Origin of the sequence: Streptomyces chrestomyceticus JCM 4735 (genome assembly GCF_003865135.1) — a bacterium.
GTDB lineage: Bacteria > Actinomycetota > Actinomycetes > Streptomycetales > Streptomycetaceae > Streptomyces > Streptomyces chrestomyceticus.
Window position 1 is genome coordinate 3,585,644 of sequence record NZ_BHZC01000001.1, and the last position, 14,729, is coordinate 3,600,372.

Genomic DNA, 14,729 nt, shown 5'->3' on the forward strand with positions numbered 1-14,729 from the left:
TGTTCCGACCGGGCGGGGCCGGGTACCCCCTACTCTCCCGGCCACTCCGGGCTGCGCTTCTCCACGAAGGCGGCCACGCCCTCCGCCCGGTCCGCCGAGAAGGCGACGCTGCGCCAGGCGCCGTCCTCCAGGTCGAGGCCGGTGCGCAGGTCGAGGCCGTGGCCCAGGCGCAGAGCGCGCTTGGCGGCGCGGAGGCCGACCGGGGAGTTACGGGCGATACGCCCGGCCAGCTCCAGGGCCTCCGGCGTGTCCCGGGCCTCGTCCACCAGCACGTCGACCAGCCCCAGCTCCCGCGCCTCCGCCGCTTCCACCCGCCGCCCCGTGAAGATCAGCTCGGCCGCGCGGGCCGCGCCGACCCGCCGCGGCAGGAGCTGCGTACCGCCGCCTCCGGGAATGACGCCGACCGACACCTCGGGCAGCCCGACCACCGCCGTACGGTCCGCCACGATCAGGTCGCAGGACAGCGCCAGCTCGAAGCCGCCGCCGAGCGCGAAGCCGTGCACGGCCGCGACGGTGGGCATCGGCAGCTCCAGGACGCCGGTGTAGGCGGCCCGGGTACGCGGGCGCTGCCGCATCAGGTCGGCGTCGCTGAAGGAGTTGCGTTCCTTCAGGTCGGCGCCCACGCAGAAGGCCCGCTCGTGGGTGGAGGTGAGGACGGTGACGCGGACGTCCCGGTCGGCGGCGAGCGCGGCGCAGGCGGCACTGATGCCGTCCGCCATGGCCGTGGACACGGCGTTCATCGCCTTGGGCCGGTCCAGCCGCAGCTCGGCCACGTGCCCGTGCCGGTGTACGCCGACGAAGTCCCCGAAGCGTTGCGTGTCCATGCAGCACCCTCCCTGGTTAACGATCGTTCCGTCACTCTAGTCAGGGGCGCAACAGGCACGGGGGCGGCGGGCGATGGCTTCCGTCCACGGCAGGCAGCGGCGTACGGAGATCAGCCGCGACAGGCAGCAGGCAGCGGCGTACGAGGATCAGCCGCGGCGGCTGAGGAGCCAGGGCTCGACGACGCCCAGCCCCCGCACCGGCCGCTGCCACATCGGCTGCAGCGCGAAGCGGTACTCGGGCAGCGGCCCGGCCCCGTCCGCGGCCGCCGCGGCGGCGGCCTTCGCGTCGGCCTCGGAGACGGGTGCCTCGCCCGTACGTCCCAGCTCCTCCGCGAACGCCTCGTCCACCAGCACCGTGTCCTTCGGGGCTATCGACGTGAGGCGGCTGGCCAGGTTCACGGTCGTACCGAAGACGTCGCCCATCCGCGTCGTGACCGTGCCGAACGCGATGCCGACGCGCAGCTCCGGCATGGTCTCGTCGTTGGCCATGGTCTCGATGAGGCGCAGGCCGATCTCGGCCGCGGTGCCCGCGTCGTCGGCGGCGAACAGGACCTCGTCGCCGAGCGTCTTGATGAGCCGGCCGCCGTGCGCGGCGACCAGGTCGGCGGCGGTGGTCTCGAACGCCTCGACCAGTTCGCCCAGTTCCTCCTCCTCCAGGCGGCGGGTCAGCCGGGTGAAGCCGACCAGGTCGGCGAAGCCCACCGCGAGGCGCCGGTCGACCATCTCCGCGTCGTCCTGGGCCTGCACGACGCGGCCGGTCGCGGCGGCGAGCTGGCGGCGCCAGACGTAGACGAGGAACTCCTCCAGCTCGGGCAGGAGCAGTTCGACGAGGGGGTAGGTGATCTCCGTACGGGTCAGGCCGGAGTCCTGCGGCTCGGTCAGGCCCTCCAGGAAGGAGTCGATCTGCCAGTCGGCGAGGCGGGCCGTGGTCTGCCCGGTGGAGCGGGCCACCTGCACCGCCATCGCCTCGCTGAGCAGTCCGGCCTCCACCAGGCCCGCCAGCCGGCGCAGCGCCAGCACGTCGGCCTCGGTGAGCGCCTTTACCTGGCCGATGTCCGCGAAGCCCATGGCGCGCCAGAAGCGGGAGGCCAGCTCCATGGAGACGCCGGCACTGCGGGCCGCCTGGAACGGGGTGTAGCGGCGGTCGGAGCCGAGGATGAGCTGTTCCAGGCGGATGGCGATGGTGTCGTCGTCGGGGCCGTCGCCCGCGCTGTCGGCGCCCGCCCCGTCCGCCGTGCCGGACGCGGGGCCGGTCCGGTCGGCACCGCCGGTCCCGTCCGCCCCGTGGGCACCGGCGGGCTCGGGCGTGCCGTCGGCGCGCGCCGTGCCGTCCGCAGGCGCCGAGTCCCCCTCACGTGGAGCGGCCCCCGCCTCACGAGGGACGATGTCCGCTTCGCGCGGGCCGGCGCCCGAGTCGTCGGCGGTCACCGCTCGCTCCCTGTCCGTTCCCTGCGCACTGCCCTTCCGATCACTTCTCGCTCGTTCGCCCGCTCCACGGCGGACGGCCTCAACGATACGGCAGGTGTGCTCTGGCTCACTCTCACGCCTCGTCGCTATCGCCCCGATCGACACATAAGTGCGATTGCTCCCGAGGTTTCTTGACCAGGATCTGATCATTTCTGATCGCGATGTGGACGGGAGGCGGATCAGTGGCACGCAGGGGCCCGGCGCACCACAGTCACCGTACGAAAGCACCCGGCATCCCGCCCCGCCGGTTGGACGGCAGTTGGACGGAGACCGCGCGGGCCCCGCCCGGCACGCCCGCCGCTACTCCCGCGCCGCCGGCCGTACGTGCACGATGTCCCCCGCGGCGACCGGCTGCTGCATGCCCTCCTCCGTGGCGAGCACCAGCCGCCCGTCACCGTCGATGGCCACCGCCTCGCCGAGCAGGGCCCGGTCGCCGGGCAGTTCGGCGCGCACCTGACGGCCGAGCGTGGCGCACCCGGCCGCGTACGCGTCCTGAAGGCGGCAGGCCGCCGCGTCGCCGTCCGCCGCGGTCCACTGTCCGTACCAGTCCTCGACCGACCGCAGTACGGCCCGCAGCACCGGATCCCGGTCGGTCACCTTGGCGCCGGCCAGGACGAGCGAACCGGCACCGGGTACGGGCAGCTCGTCGGCGCGCAGGGTGACATTGAGGCCGATGCCGATGACCACGCCGTCGCCGGCGCGCTCCGCGAGGATGCCGCCGGCCTTGCGCTCCTCGTCACCGACGGTCACCAGCAGGTCGTTGGGCCACTTCAGGGCGGTGTCCACGGCCGCGACGCGGGCCACCGCGCTGGCGGTCGCGACGCCGGCGAGCAGCGGCAGCCAGCCCCAGCGCTCCGGGGGACCCTCGGGGTGAGGTAGAAGGAGAAGAAGAGGCCGGAGCGCGGCGGCGCCGACCACCTGCGGTCCAGTCGGCCGCGCGCGGCCGACTGCTCCTCGGCGACGAGGACGGTACCCTCGGCCAGTCCTTCCGCTGCGCGCGCGGCGAGGTCGGTGTTGGTCGAGCCGGTCGCCGGCACGACGTCGAGGCCGGTCCAGAGCGAGCCGGGGCGCAGCAGGGCGCGCCGCAGTGCCGTCCCGTTCAGCGGCGGCCGGTCCAGGTCGGACCAGCGCCCGCCGGCACCCGCCTCCGGGCCCGGCCCGGTGCGTGCCGCGTCACCTTCGCCGTCGCCCGGGCGGTCTTTGTCCTGGTTTTCCGGTGGTTGAGACGTCATGGCCCCAGCCTAGGTGTGGTCAACGACGCAGTGCCGCTGAGCAGTCCCGCCGATACGCTACGAAGCGGTAGCCAACCCCGTTCAACCTCCGTACCACCCTCGTACGAGAACCAGTCCAGGACGAGCAGGAGCCGCATCCCGATGTCCGAGCCGGAAGCACACATCACCACGACCGCGGGCAAGCTGGCCGATCTTCAGCGCAGGATCGAGGAGGCCACCCACGCCGGGTCCGCGCGGGCCGTGGAAAAGCAGCACGCGAAGGGCAAGCTGACGGCGCGTGAGCGCGTGGAGCTGCTCCTCGACGAGGGCTCGTTCGTCGAGCTGGACGAGTTCGCGCGGCACCGTTCGACCAACTTCGGGCTGGAGAAGAACCGGCCGTACGGCGACGGCGTGGTGACCGGTTACGGCACCGTCGACGGCCGCACGGTCTGCGTGTACTCGCAGGACTTCACCATCTTCGGCGGTTCGCTGGGCGAGGTCTACGGCGAGAAGATCGTCAAGGTGATGGACTTCGCCCTGAAGAACGGCTGCCCGGTCGTCGGCATCAACGACGGCGGCGGCGCCCGTATCCAGGAGGGGGTCGCGGCCCTCGGCCTGTTCGCGGAGATCTTCCGCCGCAATGTGCACGCCTCCGGCGTGATCCCGCAGATCTCGCTGATCGTCGGCCCGTGCGCGGGCGGCGCCGTCTACTCCCCCGCCATCACCGACTTCACGGTCATGGTCGACCAGACCTCGCACATGTTCATCACCGGACCCGACGTCATCAAGACCGTCACCGGTGAGGACGTGGGCTTCGAGGAGCTGGGCGGCGCGCGGACGCACAACAGCACCTCGGGCGTCGCGCACCACATGGCGGGCGACGAGAAGGACGCCATCGAGTACGTCAAGGCGCTGCTGTCCTACCTGCCGTCCAACAACCTCTCCGAGCCGCCCGCCTTCCCCGAGGAGGCGGACCTGGAGACCTCGGACTACGACCGCGAGCTGGACACGCTGATCCCGGACTCGGCGAACCAGCCGTACGACATGCACACCGCCATCGAGCACGTCCTCGACGACGGCGAGTTCCTGGAGACGCAGGCGCTCTTCGCGCCGAACATGGTCACCGGCTTCGGCCGGGTGGAGGGCCACGCGGTCGGCATCGTCGCCAACCAGCCGATGCAGTTCGCGGGCACGCTGGACATCAACGCGAGCGAGAAGGCCGCGCGGTTCGTGCGCACCTGCGACGCGTTCAACGTGCCGGTGCTGACGTTCGTGGACGTACCGGGCTTCCTGCCGGGTACGGACCAGGAATGGGACGGCATCATCCGGCGCGGCGCCAAGCTGATCTACGCCTACGCGGAGGCGACGGTTCCGCTGATCACCGTGATCACCCGCAAGGCGTTCGGCGGCGCGTACGACGTCATGGGCTCCAAACACCTGGGCGCGGACCTGAACCTGGCCTGGCCGACCGCACAGATCGCGGTCATGGGCGCACAGGGCGCGGTCAACATCCTGCACCGCCGCACGCTCGCCGCGATCGAGGACCAGGACGCGCAGGACGCCCGCCGCCAGGAGCTGATCCAGGAGTACGAGGACGCGCTGCTCAACCCGTACGTGGCGGCCGAGCGCGGCTACGTGGACGCGGTGATCATGCCGTCGGAGACCCGCCGGCACATCGTCCGCGGGCTGCGCACGCTGCGCAACAAGCGCGAGTCGCTGCCCCCGAAGAAGCACGGCAACATCCCGCTGTAGGACCGTCCGTGCCCGCCGCAATCCCCCTCCAGGAGGTCGGTTGACCATGATCAAGGTCGTCCGGGGCAACCCCACACCCGAGGAGCTGGCCGCCGCACTGGCGGTGGTTCGCACCCGCGCGGCGGCGGCCGCCGCTGCCGCGTCCGCCGCGCCCGGCACGGAACGTACGGACGAGTGGGCCGACCCGGCGTCCACGGTCCCCCGCCGCCGGCTGCCGCACCCGGGCCCACGGGCCTGGCGTACGAGCTACTGGCCGCGGTGACGTCCGTGACCTAGTCCCTCCGCCTGACGGCGCTTGAGTACGCGTACTCAGGCGCCGTCGGAGTTCCCGGCGCAGGATCGAAGGATGCTGTGGTCCGATCCGCCCGACGAGCCTCCCGAGGAGCTGCGCCAGGTGCAGGCGATGCTCCGCCGGATGGGCATCGTGCTGGCCGTGGCCGCGGTGGTGCTGATGGTGATGCTGGTCGGCGGGGCCTGACCGGGCCTTCCGTCCGGACACGGAACGCGGTCAGTGGCGGTCTCCGCGGCGACAGGTCCGGGCACGCGCCTTACGCATTCGGACGAAGAGGACCAGCTCACAGACCCCGCCTGCAACCGCCACCCCCAGTTGGGACATCCTTTACCCCTGAAGGCCGCAATCCGGGCGCCCGTACGGCCGGTCCCGCGCGGCACCGCGCCGTACGGGCATGGGGAGTGGAGAGCGATGAACAGGCCGCTGAGACACATAGCCGTCTTCTGCGGAGTGCTGGTACTGGCGCTGCTGGTACGCGTCACCTGGGTCCAGTTCGTCCAGGCGGACTCGCTGGCCAACGACGACAACAACCGCCGGGTGAAGATCGAGGCGTTCTCCTACCCGCGCGGCAACATCATCGTCGGCGGCAAGCCGATCACCGACTCCGTCGAGACGACCGGCGACTTCAAGTACAAGCGGGTCTACAAGGACGGCCCGATGTACGCGCCCATCACCGGCTACGCCTCGCAGTCGCAGGGCAGCACGTTCCTGGAGGGCGTCTACAAGGACATCCTCAGCGGCAAGGACGACAAGCTCTTCCTCAAGCGCGCCAAGGACATCCTGACCGGGGAGAAGCCGCGCGGCGGCGACGTGCTGACGACCATCAGCGAGAAGGCGCAGCGGACCGCGTACAAGAGCCTGACCGACCTCAAGGCCAAGGGCGCGGTGGTCGCCCTCGAACCGGCCACCGGCAAGATCCTCGCCATGGCGAGCACGCCGTCCTACGACCCGTCCGTCTTCGCGGGCAGTTCCTTCAAGGAGGGCGACAGGTACACCGCCCTCATCAAGGACAAGACCAAGCCGATGAACAACCGGGCGTCGCTGGAGATCTACCCGCCCGGCTCCACGTTCAAGATCCTCACCGCGGCCGCGGCCCTGGAGCACGGCGTGGTCCCGGACATCGACACCCCGCTGCAGGCCCCGGTGCCGTACACGCTGCCCCAGACCTCCACCAAGGTCGGCAACGACATCGCCTCCGCGCCGTGCGCCAACGCGTCCCTCAAGGTCGGCATGCAGTGGTCCTGCAACAACACCTACCTGGAGGCGGCGAACCGGCTCGGCAAGGACAAGATGCGGGAGACGGCGGAGAAGTTCGGCTTCAACCAGAAGATCTTCACCCCGGTCCGTACGGCCACCAGCGGCTACCCCGAGAAGCTGGACAAGCCGCAGACCGCGCTGACCGGCATGGGCCAGGGCAGCCTGACCAGCACCCCGCTGCAGATGGCCATGGTCGTCGCCGGGCTCGCCAACAACGGCAAGGTCATGCAGCCGTACCTGGTCGAGGAGACCCGCGGCCCGGACCTGTCGACGATCGAGACGTTCAAGCCCAAGGAGCTGAGCCAGGCCGTCTCCGAGAGCACCGCGAAGAAGGTGCAGGAGATGATGGAGAACACCGCGGAGAACGGCACGGCGAAGAAGGCGCTGATCGACGGCGTCAAGGTCGGCGCCAAGACCGGTACCGCGCAGCACGGCGCGGACGTCCGCGACGAGCGCCCGTACGCCTGGTTCGTCTCGTACGCCAAGCAGGGCAACGGTTCGCCGGTCGCGGTCGCGGTCTTCGTCGACCCGTCCGACATGGACATCCCGCGCTCGGAGATCGCCGGCGGCAAGCTGGGCGGCCCGATCGCCAAGAAGGTCATGGAGGCCGTGCTCGACAAGTGAGCGGCGGCAGGCAGGGAGCGGGGCGGGCGCCGGACGGTGCCCGCCCCGCTCCGTACGATGGCGGGCATGACCGTTCAGCCCGGCCCTGCCGCCCGCCGCCTCGTCCTCGCCTCCCAGTCCCCCGCCCGTCTCGGCCTGTTGCGCCAGGCCGGGCTCGCGCCCGAGGTCGTCGTCAGCGGCGTGGACGAGGACGCGATCACCGCGGACTCCCCCGCCGAGCTGGCCCGGGTGCTCGCCGAGGCGAAGGCCGCCGCGGTGGCCGCGCGGCCCGAGAGCGCCGGCGCCCTCGTCGTCGGCTGCGACTCGGTGCTGGAGCTGGACGGCCGGGCGCTCGGCAAGCCCGCCGACGCGGAGGACGCGACCGCGCGCTGGAAGTCGATGCGCGGCCGTTCCGGGGTCCTCCAGACCGGTCACTGCGTGATCGACACGGCGGCCGGGGGCCGCCAGGTGTCGGCCACCGCGTCCACCACCGTCCGCTTCGGCGAGCCGAGCGACGCGGAGATCGCCGCGTACGTGGCCTCCGGCGAACCCCTGTACGTGGCGGGCGCCTTCACGCTCGACGGCCGGTCGGCGCCGTTCATCGACGGGATCGACGGCGACCCCGGCAACGTCATCGGGCTGTCCCTGCCGCTGCTGCGGCGTCTGCTGGCCGATCTGGACGTCGCCATCACCGACCTCTGGGCGTAACATACATACATGGATGTACGTAAGGATGGAGCGAGGGCGGACAGCAAGCCGCCCCGCACCACCCAGGCCGACCGCCGGGCGCGCACCCGCGCCGCGCTCCTGGAGTCGGCCGCCCGGGGGCTGTCCCGCTACGGCTACGGCAACCTGCGGCTCGAACAGGTCGCCCAGGACGCCGGGTACACCCGCGGCGCGCTCTACCACCAGTTCACGGGCAAGCAGGACCTGGCGCTGGCGGTGACCGAGTGGGTCCAGGACACCTGGTGGCAGGAGGTCGGCCGGCGCGTCGAACAGGAGCGGGACCCGCTCGCGGCGCTGCTCACGCTGGCGCGCGGGCACGCCGTGTACTGCCGCCGGGACATCGCCCGTGTGGCGATGGCGCTGCGGCTGGAGTTCGCCGGGCAGGACGACCACCCGGTGGGACACGCGATCGAGGAGGGCTACCGGAGACTCGTCGAGCGCTGCACCGACCTGGTCACCGCCGCCCGCGAGACGGGCGCGCTGCCGGACGGTCCGCCGCCCCGCACCCTCGCGCTCGCCTTCGTCGGCGCGGTCGAGGGCACGTCGATCGCCCTGTCCGGCCAGGCCCCGCACGACGAGTCGCTGGTGGCCGGTGCCGCGGCCGGCGCGCTCGGGCTCCCGTACGGCACCGGCGACCACGCGGGCCCGGCCCGCGCCCCGCACTCACAGGCAACGTGAAGGAGAGCGTCATGAAGGTCGGCATGGTGGCACACCACTACCCGCACGCGGCGCACCGCGCGGAATTCGTCCGGCGGGTGCGCCGGGTCGCCGAGGAGTTCCGGCACACGCCCGGGTGCCTGTCGGCGGACTGCTGGCTGGCCGCGGACGGTGAGGCGGTGGTCTCGATCGTGCAGTGGGAGTCCGAGGCGGCGTCGGCCGCGTCCCTCGCCGCCGTGCAGGCGGCGGCCGGGCTCGACCTCGCCTACGACGAGCGGGAGGCCCGGCCGCGCGAGATCGTACGGCTCGCGGCCCCCTGAGCGCCGGCTGGGCGGGTCACCGGATCACGGTCTCCCGACCGCGGTCTCCCCGCCCCCGGCCGCCCGGCGTCAGGCCGCCGCTGTCGCGGCGTGCCGGCAGTGCGTGCACAGCAGGCGGCGGCCCGCCGAGTGGGCCGTGCTGCGGCCCAGGCCCGCCGTACGGTGGACCGTACGCGGAACGGCGGCGGCGTGCGCGGCGCACGCCGCCGCGCCACAGTCCGCGCAGACGGCCAGCGCGGCGGTCTCGCGGCCGAGTTCCGCACAGTCGAAGCACTGCATTCAACAACTCCTGGTGAGCTTGGTTCCGTGATCGCCGGAAGGGCGACCGTTCTGACTGAACGGCATCCGGCCCTCGCGCATTCCGGGAATTCCCGCGCGGTGACCACCGTCACGGTGCCGCGGAATTCGGCGGCTGCCCAGGCCCCTTTTCTCCCGGGAACCGCATTCCTGGTAATGCCGGTGCCACCCGGGAATCCGGCCCGCCCGAACCGCTCACCCCTCCCAGCCCGCTGGTTCAGCCTTCCGCCACCAGCCGCCGCAGCTCCCGGTCGGCCGCCGAATCCGGCTCGGCCAGGTACACCACCACGGCCTGGTCCGGCTCGTCCGGCAGCCGCAGCGTCTCGAAGGACAGGTCCAGGGCGCCCGCGCGCGGGTGGTGCAGCGGCTTGCTGCCGTACGTCTTGTCGCGGACGTTGTGGTCGGACCACAGGCGGCGGAAGTCCTCGCTGTGCTCGGTGAGTTCGGCGATCAGCGCGGCCAGCTTCGGGTCGTCCGGGTGCCGCCCGGTGTCCAGCCGCAGGAACGCCACCGTGTCGTCGGCCTTCTGCTGCCAGTGGACGTACCGCCGGCGCGCGGACCGGTCGAGGAAGGTGAGGCGGGCGAGGTTGCGCTCCCCGGGCGGCAGGGCCGGGAAGTCGGCGATCAGGATGCGGGCCAGCTCGTTCCAGGCCAGCACCTCCTGGCGGCGGCCGACCACGTAGGCGGGCGAGTGCTCGAACGTCCGCAGCAGCCGCAGCACGCCGGGCCGCACCTCCTGGCCCTGTCCGGCGGCCGGCTGCCGGGCGTCGTCGTGGCGGCCCTCCTCGCCCCGTACCAGCGCGTACAGGTGTGCCCGCTCGTGCGCGTCGAGCCGCAGGACGTGTGCGATGGCGTCCAGCACCTCGGCCGAGGCGTGGCCGCCGCGGCCCTGCTCCAGGCGTACGTAGTAGTCGACGCTGACCCCGGAGAGCTGGGCGAGCTCCTCGCGGCGCAGGCCCGGCACCCGGCGGCGGCCGCTGAAGCCGGTGCCCGGCCGCAGGCCCGCGTCCTCGGGGCGTACCCGGGCGCGCCGCGATCGGAGGAATTCCCGTAGTTCGGCCCGCCGGTCCATCGTTCTCACCTTCGATACCGCGGGCCGCGCGCGCTTCGCCGCGGAACCCGTACTTTCCCGCATCCCTGCTTCTTCGCCGCTTTCCCGCTCGTTCCGCCGTTCCGCTTTCCGCATTCCCCGTTCCGCATTCCCCGTTCCGCATTCTCGCGCGAACGCTTTCCGGCCGCGGCGGGAGCGGAACCGCCCAGCGTACTTCCGTGCACCCGGCAAAGCTGTGCGAGGCTGGAAGGCCGTACGCGCGCGCCGCCCGCCCGCGTGCCGCCGCGCCCCGCGCCCGTACCGCACCCCGTCCCGGAGGGAGACCGCCATGCCGCAGTCCGTCGACCGTGCCCTGGACCTGCTCGACGCGGTCGCCGCGGCGGCGGAACCGGTGACGGCGAAGGCGCTGGCCCGGCAGTTGGACTGCGGGCTGTCCACGGTCTACGACCTGCTCGGCTCGCTGACCGAACGCGGCCATCTGGCCCGCACGGCCGCCGGGTACACCCTCGGATACCGCGTCCCGGCCCTGCACCAGGCGTTCCAGCGGCAGTTGCGGGTCGACGAGCGCGTGCACGAGGTGCTGCTGCGGCTGCGCCGCTCCTCCGGCGCCGACGTCTTCTTCAGCACCTACCGGGACGGCGAGATCGCCGTGCTGGACGGCGCCGCCGGCCCGGAGTCCGCCTTCTCGGTCGGCCAGGACACCGCCGCACACGCCACGGCGCACGGCCGCGCCCTGCTGGCCGCCCTCCCGGCCGCCACCCGGCGCCAGTACCTGGCCGCCGGCGGCATGCGGGCCCGCACCGCGCGCACCATCACCACCCCGGACCGGCTGGAGCGGGAACTGCGCCGGGTCCGCCGGGACGGCATCGCCGTGGAGCGGGAGGAGGCCGCATCCGGGATGGCATGCGTCGCCGTCCCCGTACCGCTACGCCCCGGCGGCCCCGGCACCCCCACCACACTGACCGCCGTATCGGCCGCGCTCCCGGTGGAAGACTTCGCACGCCTCCGTGCCCCACTGACCGAGGCGCTGCGGCGGGAGGTGGCGGCGCTGGCGTGAACGGCGGCACCGGCCCCTGATTCGGGGGGACTCGGTGACCGTCAGCCCGTGGGGCGAGCCGGAGCGGTGGCCGCCGTGCCGGGCCCGCCGCCGCGGTCGGCGTCCTCGCCGTTCGGGACGCCGTACGTCGTGCCGTACGACGTCAATGTCAGCACCAGCAGCGCCAGGACGGCCATCAGCACCGCGAACGCCGCCCAGCCGACCAGGCCGACCGCGAAGGCGCCCAGCACGGCGTGCACCACGGCGCAACCGATGAGGGCGATGCGGCCGAGCGTGCCGGGCGGGCGGTCGCGCAGGGCGATGCGGGTCAGGAGGGCGGCGCAGCACACCAGGTAGAGCGCGAAGAGGGCGCCGAGCACCCAGGCGCCGGTGGACATCACGCCGGGGTCGACGCCCGCCACGGACATCCGCTGCTTGTCCACGACGATGCTCAGGACCCAGTTCAGGAAGAGGATGCCGAGCGCCTCCAGCACCAGCGCCACCGCCGCCACCCACGCCACCGGTCTGCGTGCCGCCATCCCGTCCACCCACTTCCCCGTCACACGTTGCGCTGTTACCGCGAGTACGAAAGAACACCGGGCACGCTACTCCTGAGTACCCCCCGCGCTACAAGAGCCCGGAGGCGGGTATGAGCACGGAAGCGGAACGGGCCGGAAGAGCGGTGGCGGCCGCGGGGGCGCGAGCGGACGCGCTCAGGGGGTGCCACGGGCCGGAGCCGGACACAGGGGCGGGCAAAGATTCCTTCGCCCATTCGTAGGGACTCCACAAAGAAACGGGGTTCCGGTGAACGGACGGGAAGCGAGACCTTGCCCACATCTTGATCACCCCACGGACCCCGGAATACGGGCCTACCCTGGGATACCGGGGGACTCCGGTCCCGTATCCGCACCGGGCACACGCTCCGTGTGGGCAAGCTCACTACCGGGAACGGGTCGGCACGCGGTGTCGCCAGTCCCTAAACTCGCGACGTCCTATTTTGTTGCGGCGAAGCGCCAAGGAGGAACCGATCGTGCGCAAGGTGCTCATCGCCAACCGAGGCGAAATCGCTGTCCGCGTTGCCCGGGCGTGCCGGGACGCCGGAATCGGGAGTGTGGCCGTCTACGCCGACCCCGACCGGGACGCCCTGCACGTGCGCGCGGCGGACGAGGCCTACGCACTGGGCGGTGACACCCCGGCCACCAGCTACCTCGACATCACCAAGGTCCTGGCCGCCGCCGCCGACTCGGGGGCCGACGCCGTCCACCCCGGCTACGGCTTCCTGTCGGAGAACGCCGAGTTCGCCCAGGCCGTCCTGGACGCCGGGCTGACCTGGATCGGCCCGCCCCCGCAGGCCATCCGCGACCTGGGCGACAAGGTGGCGGCCCGTCACATCGCGCAGCGCGCGGGCGCCCCGCTGGTCGCCGGCACCCCCGACCCGGTCTCCGGCGCCGAGGAGGTCGTGGCCTTCGCCGAGGAACACGGCCTGCCCATCGCCATCAAGGCCGCCTTCGGCGGCGGCGGCCGCGGCCTGAAGGTCGCCCGCACCCTCGAAGAGGTCCCCGAACTCTACGACTCCGCCGTCCGTGAGGCCGTCGCCGCCTTCGGGCGCGGCGAGTGCTTCGTCGAGCGCTACCTGGACCGCCCCCGGCACGTGGAGACCCAGTGCCTGGCCGACCAGCACGGCAACGTGGTCGTGGTCTCCACCCGGGACTGCTCGCTGCAGCGCCGCCACCAAAAGCTCGTCGAGGAGGCGCCCGCGCCGTTCCTGAGCGAGGCGCAGAACGCCGAGCTGTACCGCGCGTCCAAGGCCATCCTCAAGGAGGCCGGCTACCAGGGCGCGGGCACCTGCGAGTTCCTCGTCGGCCAGGACGGCACCATCTCCTTTTTGGAGGTCAACACCCGCCTGCAGGTCGAGCACCCGGTCACCGAGGAGGTCACCGGCCTGGACCTGGTCCGCGAGATGTTCCGCATCGCCGACGGCGAGGAACTGGGCTACGACGACCCGCCGGTACGCGGCCACTCCTTCGAGTTCCGCATCAACGGCGAGGACCCCGGCCGCAACTTCCTGCCCGCCCCCGGCACCGTCACCGCCTTCGAGGCGCCGGCCGGCCCGGGCGTGCGCCTGGACGCGGGCGTGGAGGCCGGCTCGGTCATCGGCCCGGCCTGGGACTCGCTGCTCGCCAAGCTCATCGTCACCGGCGCCACCCGCCAGCAGGCGCTCCAGCGCGCCGCCCGGGCGCTGGGCGAGTTCACCGTCGAGGGCATGGCCACCGCCATCCCCTTCCACCGCACCGTCGTCACCGACCCGGCGTTCGCGCCGGAGCTGACCGGCTCCGCCGAGCCGTTCACGGTGCACACCCGGTGGATCGAGACGGAGTTCGTCAACGACCTCAAGCCGTTCGCCGCGCCCGGCACCGACGAGGCCGAGCCGGACACCCGCGAGACGGTCGTCGTCGAGGTCGGCGGCAAGCGCCTGGAGGTCTCGCTGCCGTCCTCGCTGGGCATGCCGCTGGCCCGCGCCGCGGTCGCCGGCGGCGCCAAGCCCAAGCGCAAGGCCGCCAAGAAGTCCGGCTCCGCCGCCTCCGGCGACACCCTCGCCTCCCCCATGCAGGGCACCATCGTCAAGGTCGCCGTCGAAGAAGGCCAGCAGGTCGCCGAAGGTGACCTGGTCGTCGTCCTGGAAGCGATGAAGATGGAGCAGCCGCTGAACGCGCACCGCTCCGGCACCGTCAAGGGCCTGACCGCCGAGGTCGGCGCCTCGCTCTCGTCCGGCGCGGTGATCTGCGAGATCAAGGACTGACGGGCGTCAGGTCCGCCCGCGCGGGGGCCCGTGGCACTTGAGTGCCGCGGGCCCCCGCGCTTTTCATTGACGCATGGATGCGCACCTCGCGGCCCTCGCGGCGACCGCCGCCCAGCAGTTGTTCGCCCGGTCGCGGACGGACCGCTGGCACCGCTCCCGGGACGAACTGACCGGCCTGCTCGCCCGGTTCAGCCCCGGCGGTGTCGACCGCGAGGCGCTCACCGACGAACTGGAGGACTCCCGCGAGGAGTTCCTGACCGCCCGGCTGGAGGACGATCCCGCCGCAGCCGCCGACGTGGAGGCCGGCTGGCGGGCCCGGTTGCGCCGCCTGCTGCGCGCGTCCCCCGCCCTGGCAGGCCCGTTGCGGGACCTGCTGGCCCGCTGGAGCGCGGCGGACGGCACACCGCGCTGAGACAGGGGATGACGGATGCGGATC

15 protein-coding genes and 1 pseudogene are annotated in these 14,729 nt (G+C 72.7%); 10 read left to right on the forward strand and 6 right to left on the reverse strand.

The features are described from left to right. Positions 1 to 29: 29 nt before the first annotated feature. The 3 genes and pseudogenes from EJG53_RS14885 to EJG53_RS14895 form a co-directional block, all read right to left on the reverse strand. Complete coding sequence (locus EJG53_RS14885; RefSeq protein ID WP_125045250.1) at positions 30 to 824, reverse strand: enoyl-CoA hydratase/isomerase family protein; 795 nt, start codon at positions 822 to 824, stop codon at positions 30 to 32. Positions 825 to 971: 147 nt separating this feature from the next. Then, positions 972 to 2,252 carry an adenylate/guanylate cyclase domain-containing protein gene (locus EJG53_RS14890; protein ID WP_125045251.1) on the reverse strand — a complete coding sequence of 427 codons (1,281 nt, stop codon included), beginning with the start codon at positions 2,250 to 2,252 and terminating at the stop codon, positions 972 to 974. A 339-nt stretch (positions 2,253 to 2,591) separates the two neighbouring features. After that, positions 2,592 to 3,523: pseudogene (locus tag EJG53_RS14895) on the reverse strand (biotin--[acetyl-CoA-carboxylase] ligase). Positions 3,524 to 3,664: 141 nt separating this feature from the next. On the opposite strand from EJG53_RS14895, the gene EJG53_RS14900 reads away from it, so the two are divergent. The 7 genes from EJG53_RS14900 (at position 3,665) to EJG53_RS14925 (ending at position 9,109) form a co-directional block, all read left to right on the forward strand. Beyond that, complete coding sequence (locus tag EJG53_RS14900; protein ID WP_125045252.1) at positions 3,665 to 5,254, forward strand: acyl-CoA carboxylase subunit beta; 1,590 nt, start codon at positions 3,665 to 3,667, stop codon at positions 5,252 to 5,254. Positions 5,255 to 5,300: 46 nt separating this feature from the next. Next, positions 5,301 to 5,516, forward strand: a complete 216-nt coding sequence (locus tag EJG53_RS14905; RefSeq protein ID WP_125045253.1) for an acyl-CoA carboxylase subunit epsilon — start codon at positions 5,301 to 5,303, stop codon at positions 5,514 to 5,516. Between the two features lie 84 nt (positions 5,517 to 5,600). Then, positions 5,601 to 5,732, forward strand: coding sequence for a morphogenic membrane protein MmpB (gene mmpB / locus EJG53_RS43325; RefSeq protein ID WP_003981923.1), 132 nt, complete (start codon positions 5,601 to 5,603; stop codon positions 5,730 to 5,732). 225 nt (positions 5,733 to 5,957) lie between these two features. After that, positions 5,958 to 7,427 (forward strand): peptidoglycan D,D-transpeptidase FtsI family protein, encoded by a 1,470-nt coding sequence (locus EJG53_RS14910; protein WP_125045254.1) that lies wholly within the window; start codon positions 5,958 to 5,960, stop codon positions 7,425 to 7,427. A gap of 66 nt (positions 7,428 to 7,493) precedes the next feature. Beyond that, entirely contained in the window at positions 7,494 to 8,114 is a 621-nt protein-coding gene (locus tag EJG53_RS14915) for a nucleoside triphosphate pyrophosphatase (RefSeq protein WP_125045255.1), read from the forward strand. Positions 8,115 to 8,123: 9 nt separating this feature from the next. Next, on the forward strand, positions 8,124 to 8,810 hold the full coding sequence (locus EJG53_RS14920) for a TetR/AcrR family transcriptional regulator (RefSeq protein ID WP_125045256.1): 687 nt from the start codon (positions 8,124 to 8,126) through the stop codon (positions 8,808 to 8,810). A gap of 11 nt (positions 8,811 to 8,821) precedes the next feature. Then, positions 8,822 to 9,109 carry an antibiotic biosynthesis monooxygenase gene (locus EJG53_RS14925; protein ID WP_125045257.1) on the forward strand — a complete coding sequence of 96 codons (288 nt, stop codon included), beginning with the start codon at positions 8,822 to 8,824 and terminating at the stop codon, positions 9,107 to 9,109. Positions 9,110 to 9,178: 69 nt separating this feature from the next. Here EJG53_RS14925 and EJG53_RS14930 read toward each other — a convergent pair whose 3' ends face one another. After that, complete coding sequence (locus EJG53_RS14930; protein WP_031007835.1) at positions 9,179 to 9,388, reverse strand: DUF2180 family protein; 210 nt, start codon at positions 9,386 to 9,388, stop codon at positions 9,179 to 9,181. A 235-nt stretch (positions 9,389 to 9,623) separates the two neighbouring features. After that, entirely contained in the window at positions 9,624 to 10,478 is an 855-nt protein-coding gene (locus EJG53_RS14935; protein ID WP_030020612.1) for a helix-turn-helix domain-containing protein, read from the reverse strand. A gap of 307 nt (positions 10,479 to 10,785) precedes the next feature. Between EJG53_RS14935 and EJG53_RS14940 the strand changes: the two genes are divergently transcribed. Beyond that, positions 10,786 to 11,514 (forward strand): IclR family transcriptional regulator, encoded by a 729-nt coding sequence (locus EJG53_RS14940; protein WP_125045258.1) that lies wholly within the window; start codon positions 10,786 to 10,788, stop codon positions 11,512 to 11,514. 41 nt (positions 11,515 to 11,555) lie between these two features. Here EJG53_RS14940 and EJG53_RS14945 read toward each other — a convergent pair whose 3' ends face one another. Then, positions 11,556 to 12,032 (reverse strand): hypothetical protein, encoded by a 477-nt coding sequence (locus EJG53_RS14945; RefSeq protein WP_244955144.1) that lies wholly within the window; start codon positions 12,030 to 12,032, stop codon positions 11,556 to 11,558. A 491-nt stretch (positions 12,033 to 12,523) separates the two neighbouring features. On the opposite strand from EJG53_RS14945, the gene EJG53_RS14950 reads away from it, so the two are divergent. Both EJG53_RS14950 and EJG53_RS14955 read left to right on the forward strand, forming a co-directional pair. Then, positions 12,524 to 14,293 carry an acetyl/propionyl/methylcrotonyl-CoA carboxylase subunit alpha gene (locus EJG53_RS14950; protein ID WP_125045259.1) on the forward strand — a complete coding sequence of 590 codons (1,770 nt, stop codon included), beginning with the start codon at positions 12,524 to 12,526 and terminating at the stop codon, positions 14,291 to 14,293. Positions 14,294 to 14,366: 73 nt separating this feature from the next. Continuing rightward, positions 14,367 to 14,705, forward strand: a complete 339-nt coding sequence (locus EJG53_RS14955; protein ID WP_125045260.1) for a hypothetical protein — start codon at positions 14,367 to 14,369, stop codon at positions 14,703 to 14,705. Positions 14,706 to 14,729 lie beyond the last annotated feature (24 nt).

What these genes read in the sequence shown, in the direction of transcription:
- EJG53_RS14955 (WP_125045260.1), top strand. Translation starts at nt 14,367, where the DNA reads ATGGATGCGCACCTCGCGGCCCTCGCGGCGACCGCCGCCCAGCAGTTG.
- EJG53_RS14945 (WP_244955144.1), bottom strand. Translation starts at nt 12,032, where the DNA reads ATGGCGGCACGCAGACCGGTGGCGTGGGTGGCGGCGGTGGCGCTGGTG.
- EJG53_RS14920 (WP_125045256.1), top strand. Translation starts at nt 8,124, where the DNA reads ATGGATGTACGTAAGGATGGAGCGAGGGCGGACAGCAAGCCGCCCCGC.
- EJG53_RS14925 (WP_125045257.1), top strand. Translation starts at nt 8,822, where the DNA reads ATGAAGGTCGGCATGGTGGCACACCACTACCCGCACGCGGCGCACCGC.
- EJG53_RS14910 (WP_125045254.1), top strand. Translation starts at nt 5,958, where the DNA reads ATGAACAGGCCGCTGAGACACATAGCCGTCTTCTGCGGAGTGCTGGTA.
- EJG53_RS14885 (WP_125045250.1), bottom strand. Translation starts at nt 824, where the DNA reads ATGGACACGCAACGCTTCGGGGACTTCGTCGGCGTACACCGGCACGGG.
- EJG53_RS14930 (WP_031007835.1), bottom strand. Translation starts at nt 9,388, where the DNA reads ATGCAGTGCTTCGACTGTGCGGAACTCGGCCGCGAGACCGCCGCGCTG.
- EJG53_RS14905 (WP_125045253.1), top strand. Translation starts at nt 5,301, where the DNA reads ATGATCAAGGTCGTCCGGGGCAACCCCACACCCGAGGAGCTGGCCGCC.
- mmpB (WP_003981923.1), top strand. Translation starts at nt 5,601, where the DNA reads ATGCTGTGGTCCGATCCGCCCGACGAGCCTCCCGAGGAGCTGCGCCAG.
- EJG53_RS14940 (WP_125045258.1), top strand. Translation starts at nt 10,786, where the DNA reads ATGCCGCAGTCCGTCGACCGTGCCCTGGACCTGCTCGACGCGGTCGCC.
- EJG53_RS14900 (WP_125045252.1), top strand. Translation starts at nt 3,665, where the DNA reads ATGTCCGAGCCGGAAGCACACATCACCACGACCGCGGGCAAGCTGGCC.
- EJG53_RS14935 (WP_030020612.1), bottom strand. Translation starts at nt 10,478, where the DNA reads ATGGACCGGCGGGCCGAACTACGGGAATTCCTCCGATCGCGGCGCGCC.
- EJG53_RS14915 (WP_125045255.1), top strand. Translation starts at nt 7,494, where the DNA reads ATGACCGTTCAGCCCGGCCCTGCCGCCCGCCGCCTCGTCCTCGCCTCC.